Source organism: Paenibacillus sp. J22P169 (genome assembly GCF_059691995.1).
Genome location: NZ_JCAUAO010000001.1, coordinates 1,623,965 through 1,636,840, shown reverse-complemented (window position 1 = coordinate 1,636,840; position 12,876 = coordinate 1,623,965). Strand labels below are relative to the sequence as shown.

The window sequence follows — 12,876 nt, the reverse complement described above, 5'->3', positions numbered from 1 at the left end:
CTAAGAAGGTTAGATGGTTTTTTCTTGCGGTTTTATGGCAATACCAATTTATGGATCGGTTAATTAGGAGGAAGTCCGTTATAATCGAATTTTCCTGTGCATCAAATTGACTTTCCTAATCATTTCCTCCACAATGATGAAGGAATAGGCCAATTTGGCCTTATTTCAGTCATTTTAAGCATTTTGCGGGAAGTAAAGGAGACGACTATGAAAACAACTTCACATATGGTAGAAAAAGAAATCGATGACAGAGCGGTGCTCGTCAGTTTGATTACACAGAAGCAGAAGAAAAATGAGCTACTGGCTGAATATTCGTTGCAAGAGCTTGTGAAGCTGGCGGAAACTGCTGGTGTTCAGGTATTGGAAACGATGACACAGAACAAAGAAGCCAAGGACACCAAGTGGTTTATTGGGAAAGGGAAAGTCGAAGAATTAAAGCTGATGTTGGAGGAGCTTGGAGGGAATACAGCAATCTTTGATCAGGAGCTGTCGGGTGCACAGGTTCGTAATTTGGAAGCGGTGCTCGATGTGAAAATTATTGATCGTACGCAACTGATTTTGGATATCTTTGCTCAGCGCGCCAAGACTCGTGAAGGTATTATTCAGGTTGAATTAGCGCAGCTAAGCTACTTGTTACCAAGGCTTTCTGGTCAAGGCAAAAACCTGTCTCGTCTTGGAGGCGGGATTGGAACAAGAGGACCAGGGGAATCGAAGCTGGAAACCGATCGCCGGCATATCCGTGGGCGCATTGACGAACTGAAGGCGCAGCTGGAGGAAGTTGTTCGTCACCGCACACTGCATCGGGAACGTCGTAAGAAAAGCGGCGTATTCCAAGTCGCATTAGTTGGTTATACCAACGCAGGGAAGTCTACGTTATTGAAACAATTAACACAGGCGGATGTCTATATTGAGGATCAACTATTTGCAACCTTGGATCCGACTTCGCGCACGATGATATTGCCAAACGGCAAAGAGATCGTTTTGACGGATACAGTTGGTTTTATCCAAAATCTACCGCATGATCTTGTCGCTTCGTTCCGTGCTACGCTCGAAGAGGCGAATGAGGCGGATTTGATCTTGCATGTGGTGGACAGCTCAACCGATATGCGCAACGAGCAGATGCGTGTTGTTGGTGAAGTATTAGAACAGCTTGGAGCCCATCAGAAGGAACAAATAACGGTGTTCAATAAAATTGATCTGTGTTCACAAGCGGATCGCGAAATGCTCTCAGCGGAAGGCGAGTTCATGAAAGTGAGTGCCTATACGCCGGAGGATCTAGAACGTCTTCGTATTACGATCGAAGATAAGCTAATGGGCGATAGCAAGGAGTTCCGTATTCCAGCCAATAAAGGGGACGTCATTGCCCTCATGTATCGTATTGGTGAGGTGCTAGAGACGGATGTAGATGGGGAAGACATGATCTTCAAGGTCCGCGTGAACAAGGATGATTATGTGAAACAGGCTTATTTACTGGTTGATTACGATCAATCGTTAGTGAAGAAGTCAGAGCAGGATGAGAACGAGGGAGAGAACAACTAAGATGCGTTTCGGGGAAAAAGTCATAGCGAGAATGGAAAAAGCTGAGCAACGTGTAGAGAGGGCTTATCGGCAAATCGAGAAAACCATTGATCTTAATCAATGGAAGGTTATTGAAGCCTTCCAAAAACATAAAGTAAGCGATTATCATTTTGCTTCCTCAACAGGGTACGGGTATAATGATCGCGGCAGAGAAGTGCTGGATCTTGTCTATGCGGATGCCATGGGAGCAGAAGCAGCGCTTGTTCGCCCGCATTTCGTTTCGGGGACGCATACCATCGGAACGGCTTTGTTTGGTGTGCTGCGCCCTGGCGAACATCTCCTTTACATCACGGGTAAGCCCTATGATACGTTGCATAAGGTCATTGGCAAGCCTGGCGACGGCACGGGCTCGCTGCAAGACTTCGGCATCGGCTACAGTGAAGTCGCGCTTTTGGAGGATGGCTCGCCGGATTGGCCGGCAATCACGGCAGCCATTCAGCCGAACACGAAGGTGATCGGCATCCAACGTTCACGCGGCTACTCCTGGCGGCCGTCGTTCACAGTAGAGCAAATCGGCGAGATGGTCCGATTTGTGAAAGAGATCAACCCGGAGCTAATTGTCTTTGTAGACAATTGCTACGGCGAATTCACCGAGCCGCAGGAGCCGACGCAGGTTGGCGTCGATCTGATGGCCGGTTCGTTGATCAAGAACCCCGGCGGCGGCATCGCCCCTTCGGGCGGCTATATCGCCGGGCGACGCGACCTCGTGGAGCTCGCCGCGTACAGACTGACCGCCCCCGGTATTGGGGGCGAGGTCGGAGCCATGCTCGGCGCGACGCGAGCGATGTTTCAAGGGCTATTCCTTGCCCCGCATTTGGTGGGGCAAGCAGTCAAGGGCTCAGTCTTCGCGGCAGCGATATTCGAAGACCTTGGCTTTGTCAGCCATCCGCGCTGGGACGCGCAGCGGACGGACTTGATTCAAGCGATCCGCTTCACGTCGGCGGAGCATTTGATTACGTTTGTGCAGGGCATACAAAAGGCGTCTGCTGTCGATTCGCATGTCGTACCAGAGCCTTGGGACATGCCTGGATACGAGCATCCTGTCATTATGGCTGCGGGCACGTTCATTCAAGGAGGCAGCTTAGAGCTGTCTGCGGATGCCCCAATTCGTGAACCTTTTATCGCGTATATGCAAGGCGGCTTGACCTACTCACATTGCAAGTTAGGTGTACTAACGGCGATCCAACATATGGAAGATAAGGGATTACTGTGAAAAATTAAACTGTGAACAAACCTGACACTCCTTGACACGTTTTTGTTAGGAAGGTACAATAAGAGTGAGGTACTTACTGACCAGGAGTGATTAGCATGAGTGATGAGATACGTAGAAATATGGCGTTATTCCCTATCGGAATCGTCATGAAGCTGACTGATTTAACAGCAAGACAAATTCGATACTATGAGCAGCATGAACTGATCATCCCGGCACGTACAGCTGGTAATCAACGGCTCTATTCGTTTAATGACGTGGAACGTCTTCTTGAAATTAAAGATTTAATTGAAAAAGGTGTCAATATTGCGGGTATCAAGCAGGTTCTTATCCCTGTGGATAAGGATTCTGAGGATGCAACCATCCTTAACGAGCACACCGAAGTGAAACGGAAAGAATTAACCGACTCTCAATTGCACAAAATGCTGAAGCAGCAATTGATTGGCGGGGGGAAACGTCCAGATCAAGTTTCTTTGATTCAAGGACAGTTATCCAGATTTTACAAATAAAATCGTTTGTCCAATCGCTTAACATTTGAGAGGAGAATGCACACGTGAGTTATAACATTAACTATTCCAAAGAAGATATTCTTCGCATCGCCAAAGCAGAAAACGTTCGTTTCATCCGTTTGCAATTCACAGACTTGATGGGAAGTATAAAGAACGTAGAAATTCCTCTAAGCCAACTTGAGAAAGCGCTTGATAACAAAATGATGTTTGACGGATCTTCCATCGAAGGTTATGTGCGAATTGAAGAATCGGATATGTATTTATATCCTGATCTAGATACATGGGTTATTTTCCCATGGGTAACGGAAAGCAAAGTCGCTCGTTTAATCTGCGACATTTATATGCCAGATGGCACGCCATTCCCTGGGGATCCGCGCGCTATTTTGAAAAACGCGTTGAAGCAAGCAGAAGAAATGGGCTACTCAGCTATGAACGTTGGACCAGAACCGGAATTCTTCCTGTTCAAAACCGATGAAAAAGGTAACCCAACTACCGAGTTGAACGACCAAGGTGGTTACTTCGATTTGGCACCTATGGATCTTGGGGAAAACTGTCGTCGTGATATCGTACTTACATTGGAAGAGATGGGCTTTGAGATTGAAGCTTCTCACCATGAAGTAGCTCCAGGCCAACACGAAATCGACTTTAAATACGCAGATGCGATCAAAGCAGCTGATCAAATTCAAACATTTAAACTTGTTGTCAAAACAGTAGCTAGACAGCATGGCTTGCACGCAACGTTTATGCCGAAGCCGTTGTTCGGTATGAACGGATCGGGTATGCACTGTCACCAATCCTTGTTCAAGGGTGACACGAATGCGTTCTACGATGAAAGCGACAAATTAGGCTTGAGCACAGTGGCAAGACAATATATGGCGGGCGTACTTCGTCATGCGCGTTCTTTTGCAGCGATTACGAATCCAACCGTTAACTCTTATAAACGTCTAGTTCCTGGTTACGAAGCACCTTGCTATGTAGCTTGGTCTGCAAGTAACCGTAGCCCAATGATTCGGATCCCAGCTTCCCGTGGACTAAGTACACGTGTTGAAGTTCGTAACCCGGATCCAGCGGCAAATCCGTACCTTGCACTTGCTGTTATGCTTGCGGCTGGTTTGGATGGCATTAAGAACAAAATGCAACTTCCTCCGCCAACAGATCGCAACATCTATGTGATGACAGAAGAAGAGCGTGAAGCCGAAGGTATTCCTAGCTTACCTCTTAACTTGAAACAAGCACTAGACGAGTTGCTTCGTGATGATGTTGTTTGCGATACACTTGGGGAACATGCTCTAGCTCATTTCTATGAGTTGAAAGAAATTGAGTGGGACATGTACCGCACACAAGTTCACCAATGGGAAAGAGATCAGTATCTGTCTCTGTACTAGAATTAACGAAACCCTTGACGCTCTTGGCGTTGAGGGTTTTTCTCTTATGGAGCAGCCTATCATTGCCAATCCCTCATGGGGTACGGTATCATAGAGATGGGTTTTACTTGACAACTAGATACTACTTTAAGCTTATCAATCTCAATTATGTGAGTTGATGGGCTTTTTAACGCGAAGGAGACGAATTGAACTATGGACAATTTCAATAGTAATTTAGAAAAGTATGCAGAGTTAGTGATTCGAATTGGGGTCAATTTGAATAAAGGTCAGGATTTGTTGGTGGAAGCGCCAATTGAGACCCTTGACTTAACAAGGCTTATCGTGCAGAAGGCTTATGAAGCAGGTGCGAATTATGTGCACGTGCACTGGCAAGATGATGTCGTTACACGCAGTAAATTTGATCATGCGCAAGATGAGTCGATGGACTATTACCCAGAGTGGTACACGACGATGTTAGAACGTTTTGTGGAGAATGGCGGAGCGTTGTTGAACATTAAGGTGCCGAATCCGAATCTGTACGATGGTATTGATGCTAGTTTAATTTCGCGGGCATCGAAAGCGGCATCAACGGCGAGAGCAAAATATCAACACTATGTTAGAACGGGTGAGTTCAGCTGGTGTTTAATTAAAGCTCCTACAGAAGCTTGGGCGAATATGGTGTATGCGGATCTACCAGAAGAGCAACGAATTCCAGCGATGTGGGATGCTATTTTCACATTCAATCGTGTTTATGAAGAAGATCCCGTTGCGGCATGGCAGGCACATTTGGATACATTGAAGGCTACGCATAGCTTGTTGAATGAAAGAAGCTATAAAGCGCTGCGCTATAGAGCGACGGGAACGGATCTACGTGTTGAGTTGCCTGAAGGACATATTTGGCTGGGCGGGGATAATGAGAACGCTCGAGGCATCCGTTATGTAGCTAATATGCCGACAGAAGAAGTGTTTACCATTCCGAACCGAACAGGTGTTAGTGGTACGGTGGCGAGTACGATGCCGTTAAATATCAATGGGGCGTTGGTGGATCGGTTTTCATTTACGTTCGAAGCTGGAAAGGTTGTAGACTTCCAGGCAGAGGTGGGTTATGACCATTTGGCACGCCTATTGGATATGGATGAAGGTGCACGATATTTAGGAGAAGTAGCACTTGTGCCGTTTGATTCTCCGATTTCCAATATCAACCGTATTTTCTATAACACAGGCATTGACGAGAATGCTTCTTGCCATTTGGCATTAGGTAGTTGCTATCCGATCAATTTGAAGGAAGGTACTACGCTGTCCAATGCGGAATTGAAAGCTCGTGGAGGGAATAGCTCGTTGATACATGTGGATTTCATGATTGGGTCTGCGGAGCTTGAGATTGATGGGGAACTAGCCGATGGGACGATCGAGCCAATCTTTCGTGCGGGAAACTGGGTATTAGCGTTTTAAAGCTAAAAAGCAAGGAACTCAAGTGTTTGAACACTTTGAGTCCTTGCTTTTTTTGATGTTTCCGTGTTCTTACATATCCCGGAACAAGCCAATGACACGACCGAGAATTGTCACATTCTTCAATAGAATGGGTTGTAGGGCAGAGTTCTCCGGTTGAAGGCGAATATGATCCTTCTCCTTGTAGAAACGCTTAACAGTAGCTTCATCATCTTCCGTCATCGCGACGACGATATCACCGTTGTTCGCTGTTTGTTGTTGTTTAACAATGACATAATCGCCATTATGAATACCAGCTTCAATCATACTGTCACCCATAATGCTAAGCATGAACACATTGTTATCGCCAACCATGCTTGAAGGAAGTGGGAAATAGTCTTCGATATTCTCAGTAGCTGTAATCGGAACACCAGCTGTTACTTTACCAATGAGGGGAACACGAGCGACGGAGACTGCGAATTGGGATTCTGCACCATCAAGCCCTAGGATTTCGATTGCACGCGGTTTAGTAGGATCTCGACGAATCATGCCTTTTTTCTCAAGACGCTCCAAATGCCCATGTACAGTGGAACTGGATGCTAGTCCAACAGCTTCGCCGATTTCTCTAACGGAAGGCGGGTAGCCCTTATCTTTCACTTCGTTCTTAATGAATTCCATTATTGCTTGTTGACGCTGCGAAATTTTACTCATAAGATATCACTCCAATACTGGGAATCATTACCCAAAGTATAACATAGAACCCGAGTTCGTACAAACATAAGTTCGAGAAATGGTTGACTCAAACATGTGTTCGTGTTATTCTAATATCAGAACAAACGTTTGGGGGATGATTTTATGTATATGGCTTATTCGCAATCTAACGCAAGAACAACACTTCAAGGTACTGCTCAAGCATCCAAAGGGATGACGACTAAACGGGGTCATGCGAAACTACTACTTCGTTTCTTGCTGATAGCAGTAATACTTGGAACTGTATTTTCGTTCGGTGCGATCGTACAAGCCTATGCAGGTGATAGTACTGTTACAATGTCTACACCAACAGCATCCGTTCAACCATCGGCGCAAACTATCCAACACGAGAAGATTGTCATTCAAAGCGGTGATACACTATGGGAAATAGCAGATTCTCACAAAAAGCCTGGAGAGAACACACGTTCTTACATCGAGAAGTTGAAAGCATTTAATCATTTGTCGAGCAGTTCTTTGCAAGAGGGACAAGTTCTATTACTTCCTTAATGAGTACATTTCTAGCTACCTATATAGATGAATGTTCGAGCCATAGACACATTAGTGTCCATGGCTCTTTACGATGTATCCTTGACAATCACAATCTCTGATGGCAAAGTAGTACTCATATTGAAATTTTGACTGGGAGGATTACAATGAGTGACAGCATGGATAAAACGATTGAGCGTATCAATGAATTAGCTCGCAAAGCGAAGACAGTTGGCTTAACAGATGCAGAGCTGGATGAGCGCAACGAGTTGAGAAAGAAATATATTGATGCATTCAGAGGTAACCTGAAAGTCCAACTGGATTCCATTAAGTTTACTGACGAAGAGAATTAAGCCTACTCATAGATACTACATTCAAAGGGGAAATGAATGATGACGTTGAAAGCTGTGCTTTTTGATTTGGATGATACCCTGTTATGGGATGACCGAAGTGTAGAAGAAGCGTTTGCAGCAACCTGTGCAGCAGCGGCGAAGCAAGTTAACGTGAATCCGGAGGAATTAGAAGCATCTGTTCGTAAAGAAGCGAGAAGTTTATACGAATCCTTCGAGACGTTCCCATTTACCAAAATGATTGGGATTAACCCATTTGAAGGGCTATGGGCTAACTTCACACAAGGTGAGGACGAAAACTTCCGCAAATTAGAGAAGCTAGCACCTGGCTATCGCACAGAATCTTGGACTAGAGGGCTTGCAGCGCTTGGAATTGAAGATCGTGAGCTTGGGTACAAGCTAGGTGAATTATTTGCCGCTGAACGTCGCAGTCGTCCTTATGTATATGAAGAAACCTTCCGTGTGTTAGATGCCTTGAAAGGCAATTACAAACTTCTTCTATTAACAAACGGTTCACCAGATTTGCAAAAAGAGAAATTAGCAGGCGTTCCTGCCATTGCTCCTTACTTCGATCACATTGTTATTTCAGGTGAATTTGGACAAGGGAAGCCAGCTGCAGCAATTTTCAAATATGCACTGGGTCTGCTTGAGATTGATGCTGAGGAAGGGATCATGATAGGGGACAAGCTAACGACAGATATTTTGGGGTCGGGAAGCATTGGGATGCGTAACATTTGGATTAATCATCACGGGCTTCAAAGTGGCGAAGAAATCGTCCCTGCTTATGAAGTAACGCGTCTTCAAGAAATTTTACCGATTATTACGAACGGTTAGTACAATAGAAAGAAAGCCCAACAGCTATTCAAGACTTCGCGGTCTGATAGGCTGATGGGCTTTTTCATATGTGGCTATTAAGCTTTGATAAAGTCAGGATCATCGATGTTGTGAGCAATCCAACCATCTTTTTCGATGAAAAGGCGAACAGCTACGATCTCACGGTTTTCCATCAGAGTGAAGAAGTGATTCGTGTTCTCTGGAACGGAGATGACATCTCCTGGCTCAAGTTCAACATCGAAATAACCAAGTTCTTCGGATTTGATGATGAAAATCCCTTTACCAGAAACGATTGCACGAATCTCATCTTCAGTGTGCGTATGCACTTGTTCGAACTTCTTTAGAAGCTCTTCGATATTCGGAGTTACATCTGAAAGGGAAATGACATCCCAAATTTCATAACCGCGTCTAGCAGCTAGATCTTTGATTTCTGCTTCATAAGTGGAAATGATTTCTGCTTTCTCTTCATCGCTAAGGATGAATTTCTCGCGCAATGCGACAGGAAGCTTGTTTGCGTCCCAGTGCTCATACACAACTTGTTGGCTATCCAAGAAGGCTTTGACTTCTGTTTCGCCCTCGATACGTTCATTTGTATTGCGAATTCTAATTTGTGCCACGTTACATCCCTCTTTCTACAATAAATATATACATATTATAGTGGATATCAAGCTAACTGTCGATGGAAGGAAATAAGTATTTCCGATAAACCCCATTGGAATTTGTGATAATTCAAAATCTTTTCATAGAAGCCGTATTCTGTTACACTAAATCTTAACATAATTTGTCGTTTTTTTTTATTTAGGTTTAGGAAAAGTTGAAAGGGAGTCTTGCCATGAAGAAACCACCGATTCAAGAACAGCTTAAGAAGAAGATTATGATCCTAGATGGTGCCATGGGTACGATGATTCAGCAAGAGAATTTGACTGCTGAAGATTTTGGAAGTGATGATCTGGATGGATGTAATGAAATTCTATGTGTTACGCGTCCAGATGTGATTCAAAAAATTCATGAAGCTTATTTCGCCGCTGGCGCTGATATGATAGAAACGAATACGTTCGGAACGACGAGTGTCGTCTTGGCGGAGTATGACTTGCAGGATCGTCATCGGGAGTTAAATATCGCCGCTGCTAAATTAGCGATTGCTGCTGCTGAGAAATATTCAACACCAGAATGGCCGAGGTACGTTGTAGGTGCCATGGGCCCAACAACGAAAACCTTATCCGTAACAGGTGGCGTGACTTTCGAACAGCTGGAAGAAAGCTACTACCAGCAGGCACTTGCCCTTGTAGAAGCGGGCGTTGATGCCATGCTGCTTGAGACTTCCCAAGATACACTGAATGTAAAAGCGGGCAGTATTGGGATTCGCAGAGCATTTGAAACATTAGGCGTAGAGCTTCCCATTATGATATCTGGAACGATTGAGCCTATGGGCACAACGCTAGCCGGACAAAATATCGAATCCTTTTATATCTCACTTGAGCATTTGAAGCCGATCTCGATGGGCTTGAACTGTGCAACGGGACCAGAATTTATGAGAGATCACATCCGTACCCTATCCGGTATTGCGGATACAGCGATCAGCTGTTATCCGAATGCAGGCTTGCCGGATGAGAATGGGCACTACCATGAATCCCCAGAATCTTTGGCGAAGAAGATGGCTGGATTTGCAGAGCAAGGCTGGATCAATATTGCCGGAGGCTGCTGCGGAACGACGCCTGAGCACATTCGTGCCATGGCAGAAACGTTAGCGAATTTTAAGCCAAGATCGGAATATGGCTCCCATCCCCCTGCGATTTCAGGTATTGAGACTGTTTACATTGAGCCAGAGAACAGACCAATCATGGTTGGTGAACGGACGAATATTTCCGGTTCCAGAAAGTTTAAGCGCCTGATCAAAGAAGGGAAATTTGAAGAGGGCTCTGAAATTGCCCGTAATCAAGTGAAGAACGGCGCACATGTTATCGACATCAATCTACAGGACACGGATATTGACGAAGCCTACGCAGTAGAAGAATTCATGCAAGAAGTTGTGAAAAAGGTCAAAGTCCCATTGATGATTGACTCGACGTATGATCACATTATCGAGCTTGGACTCAAGTATTCACAAGGTAAAGCGATTATCAACTCGATTAACCTCGAAGATGGGGAGTCGAAGTTTGAAGGGATTTTACCTTTGATTCATCGCTACGGAGCATCGGTCGTTTGTATTCTGATTGATGAGCGTGGCCAGGCGGTATCGCGTCAAGCGAAAATCGAAGTGGCAACACGTTCGTATGAGCTTCTAACTGGAAAGTACGGCATGAATCCAGAGGATATCATTTTTGATCCGAATATGTTCCCTGTCGGCTCAGGAGATCCTCAGTATATTGGTTCCGCCGTGGAAACAATCGAAGGGATTAAGCTGATTAAAGAGAAGTATCCACTGGCTAAAACAATTCTCGGACTCAGTAACATCTCATTCGGTTTACCGGATGCGGGTCGTGAAGTTCTCAATTCTGTCTATTTATACCACTGTACGAAAGCTGGACTTGATTATGCCATCGTAAATACGGAAAAGCTAGAGCGGTATGCGTCGATTCCGGAGACTGAGCGTCAACTAGCAGAAGAACTCATTTATAATACGAATGATGAGACTTTGGCGAATTTTGTCGCCCATTTCCGTGAAAAAAAGGTCGAAAAGAAAGAGAAAATTTCAAATCTATCTCTGGAGGAGAGACTTGGCTCCTATGTTGTTGAAGGCACGAAGGAAGGCTTGATCCCAGATTTGGAGATTGCACTTCAAACCTATTCACCGCTAGAGGTCATCAATGGGCCGCTCATGAAGGGGATGGAGGAAGTTGGACGTCTTTTCAATGGTAATGAACTTATCGTTGCTGAGGTGCTTCAAAGCGCTGAGGTCATGAAAGCATCTGTTAACTATCTAGAGCCGTTCATGGAGAAATCGGAGACTGCAGTCAAGGGTAAAATTATTTTGGCAACGGTCAAAGGTGACGTACACGATATTGGTAAAAATCTCGTCGAAATCATCCTCTCCAATAATGGCTATAAGATTGTGAACCTTGGGATTAAGGTACCGCCAGAACAAATCATTGAAGCATACCGCAGAGAGCAAGCAGATGCGATCGGATTGTCAGGCTTACTTGTGAAATCAGCGCAACAAATGGTTATTACCGCGCAGGATTTACGCACAGCGGGCGTGGACGTGCCGATTCTCGTTGGAGGTGCTGCGCTCACGCGTAAATTCACCAAAACTCGGATTCAACCGGAGTATGAAGGTGTTGTTCTCTATGCGAAGGATGCAATGGATGGTCTGGATATTGCCAATCGTTTGAGTGATCCTGAGCAGCGCAAGCGGTTGATTCAAGAGCTTCGTGAAAGCCTGGAATCGGATGTTATGGATACAGGGAAAAAAGAAGAGAAAATGCCGCAGCTTACACGCGTGAGTTCATCGGCTGTCTCCAAAGATCTTCCCGTTCAGGTGCCTCAGGATACGGATCGTCATATCTTACGTGACTACCCGATCAGTCATTTGATGCCCTATGTGAACATGCAAATGCTGTTAGGTCATCACCTTGGTTTGAAGGGTAAAGTAGAGCAGCTATTGAGTGATAAGGATACCAAAGCGTTGCAATTGAAAGACACGGTGGACTCGATCCTCCATGCTGCACAGCATAATGGGATCATTAAGGCCCACGGTATGTATCGTTTCTTCCCAGCGCAGTCAAATGGGAATGATGTAATCGTTTATGATCCGTCAGATACTAGCAAGGTGCTCGAGACGTTTACATTCCCTCGTCAAGATAAAGAGCCGTATCTCTGCTTGGCCGATTATTTGAAATCTGTCGAAAGCGGAGAAATGGATTATGTAGGTTTCTTACTCGTGACAGCTGGTCATGATATTAATGAGTTGGCGAAGGAATGGCGTGATAAAGGGGATTATTTGAAATCCCATGCCTTGCAAGCCACAGCTCTGGAAGTAGCGGAAGGCTTTGCTGAACGTGTTCATCACATTATGCGTGATGTCATCGGTATTGCGGATAGGGTGGATATGACGATGCAAGAACGATTTGGGGCTAAATATATCGGACAACGCTTCTCATTCGGTTACCCAGCATGCCCTAATCTCGATGATCAAGCGAAGCTGTTTAATTTGCTGAAGCCAGAGGATATCGGCGTTGAGCTGACAGAGTCGTTCATGATGGAGCCGGAAGCTTCCGTATCCGCGATTGTATTTGCACATAAAGAAGCACGTTATTTTAACGTAGGATAAGCAGGAGAGAGCGAGGTAGCCAGCGCGAACGATCAGGTTCCGCGGCATCCTCGCTTTCGGTTTTACCGAAGTGATATTGAAACAGAATGGGGTTTGG

11 protein-coding genes are annotated in these 12,876 nt (G+C 45.2%); 9 read left to right on the top strand and 2 right to left on the bottom strand.

Features of this window, described 5'->3' with window-relative positions:
- Window positions 1–207 precede the first annotated feature (207 nt).
- From hflX to AC58QG_RS07715, 5 genes are all read left to right on the top strand, one after another.
- Complete coding sequence (gene hflX, locus AC58QG_RS07735) at window positions 208–1,539, top strand: GTPase HflX (RefSeq protein ID WP_497361504.1); 1,332 nt, start codon at window positions 208–210, stop codon at window positions 1,537–1,539.
- A 31-nt stretch (window positions 1,540–1,570) separates the two neighbouring features.
- Window positions 1,571–2,791, top strand: coding sequence for a methionine gamma-lyase family protein (locus AC58QG_RS07730; RefSeq protein WP_497362806.1), 1,221 nt, complete (start codon window positions 1,571–1,573; stop codon window positions 2,789–2,791).
- Window positions 2,792–2,886: 95 nt separating this feature from the next.
- Entirely contained in the window at window positions 2,887–3,297 is a 411-nt protein-coding gene (locus tag AC58QG_RS07725) for a MerR family transcriptional regulator (RefSeq protein WP_047676992.1), read from the top strand.
- A 56-nt stretch (window positions 3,298–3,353) separates the two neighbouring features.
- Window positions 3,354–4,682 (top strand): type I glutamate--ammonia ligase, encoded by a 1,329-nt coding sequence (gene glnA / locus AC58QG_RS07720; RefSeq protein WP_497362805.1) that lies wholly within the window; start codon window positions 3,354–3,356, stop codon window positions 4,680–4,682.
- A 192-nt stretch (window positions 4,683–4,874) separates the two neighbouring features.
- On the top strand, window positions 4,875–6,113 hold the full coding sequence (locus AC58QG_RS07715) for an aminopeptidase (RefSeq protein ID WP_497361503.1): 1,239 nt from the start codon (window positions 4,875–4,877) through the stop codon (window positions 6,111–6,113).
- Between the two features lie 69 nt (window positions 6,114–6,182).
- On the opposite strand, the gene lexA is transcribed toward AC58QG_RS07715, so the two are convergent.
- Complete coding sequence (lexA, locus tag AC58QG_RS07710) at window positions 6,183–6,800, bottom strand: transcriptional repressor LexA (RefSeq protein WP_477591376.1); 618 nt, start codon at window positions 6,798–6,800, stop codon at window positions 6,183–6,185.
- A 144-nt stretch (window positions 6,801–6,944) separates the two neighbouring features.
- Between lexA and AC58QG_RS07705 the strand changes: the two genes are divergently transcribed.
- The 3 genes from AC58QG_RS07705 (at window position 6,945) to AC58QG_RS07695 (ending at window position 8,509) form a co-directional block, all read left to right on the top strand.
- A complete protein-coding gene (locus AC58QG_RS07705) occupies window positions 6,945–7,346 on the top strand; it encodes a LysM peptidoglycan-binding domain-containing protein (RefSeq protein ID WP_497361502.1) in 402 nt (133 codons plus the stop codon).
- A gap of 146 nt (window positions 7,347–7,492) precedes the next feature.
- The gene (locus tag AC58QG_RS07700; protein WP_497281850.1) at window positions 7,493–7,678 is read left to right on the top strand and encodes a DUF896 domain-containing protein; all 186 of its coding nucleotides are present in this window, start codon (window positions 7,493–7,495) and stop codon (window positions 7,676–7,678) included.
- Between the two features lie 39 nt (window positions 7,679–7,717).
- Window positions 7,718–8,509 carry an HAD family hydrolase gene (locus AC58QG_RS07695; protein ID WP_497362804.1) on the top strand — a complete coding sequence of 264 codons (792 nt, stop codon included), beginning with the start codon at window positions 7,718–7,720 and terminating at the stop codon, window positions 8,507–8,509.
- A 77-nt stretch (window positions 8,510–8,586) separates the two neighbouring features.
- On the opposite strand, the gene AC58QG_RS07690 is transcribed toward AC58QG_RS07695, so the two are convergent.
- On the bottom strand, window positions 8,587–9,126 hold the full coding sequence (locus AC58QG_RS07690; RefSeq protein ID WP_497361501.1) for a 1,2-dihydroxy-3-keto-5-methylthiopentene dioxygenase: 540 nt from the start codon (window positions 9,124–9,126) through the stop codon (window positions 8,587–8,589).
- A 215-nt stretch (window positions 9,127–9,341) separates the two neighbouring features.
- Between AC58QG_RS07690 and metH the strand changes: the two genes are divergently transcribed.
- A complete protein-coding gene (gene metH, locus AC58QG_RS07685; RefSeq protein WP_497361500.1) occupies window positions 9,342–12,779 on the top strand; it encodes a methionine synthase in 3,438 nt (1,145 codons plus the stop codon).
- Window positions 12,780–12,876: the final 97 nt, after the last annotated feature.

Excerpts from the sequence above, each read along its gene's own strand:
- hflX (WP_497361504.1), top strand. The coding sequence starts at position 208 with ATGAAAACAACTTCACATATGGTAGAAAAAGAAATCGATGACAGAGCG.
- AC58QG_RS07730 (WP_497362806.1), top strand. The coding sequence starts at position 1,571 with ATGGAAAAAGCTGAGCAACGTGTAGAGAGGGCTTATCGGCAAATCGAG.
- AC58QG_RS07725 (WP_047676992.1), top strand. The coding sequence starts at position 2,887 with ATGAGTGATGAGATACGTAGAAATATGGCGTTATTCCCTATCGGAATC.
- AC58QG_RS07715 (WP_497361503.1), top strand. The coding sequence starts at position 4,875 with ATGGACAATTTCAATAGTAATTTAGAAAAGTATGCAGAGTTAGTGATT.
- lexA (WP_477591376.1), bottom strand. The coding sequence starts at position 6,800 with ATGAGTAAAATTTCGCAGCGTCAACAAGCAATAATGGAATTCATTAAG.
- AC58QG_RS07705 (WP_497361502.1), top strand. The coding sequence starts at position 6,945 with ATGTATATGGCTTATTCGCAATCTAACGCAAGAACAACACTTCAAGGT.
- AC58QG_RS07700 (WP_497281850.1), top strand. The coding sequence starts at position 7,493 with ATGAGTGACAGCATGGATAAAACGATTGAGCGTATCAATGAATTAGCT.
- AC58QG_RS07695 (WP_497362804.1), top strand. The coding sequence starts at position 7,718 with ATGACGTTGAAAGCTGTGCTTTTTGATTTGGATGATACCCTGTTATGG.
- metH (WP_497361500.1), top strand. The coding sequence starts at position 9,342 with ATGAAGAAACCACCGATTCAAGAACAGCTTAAGAAGAAGATTATGATC.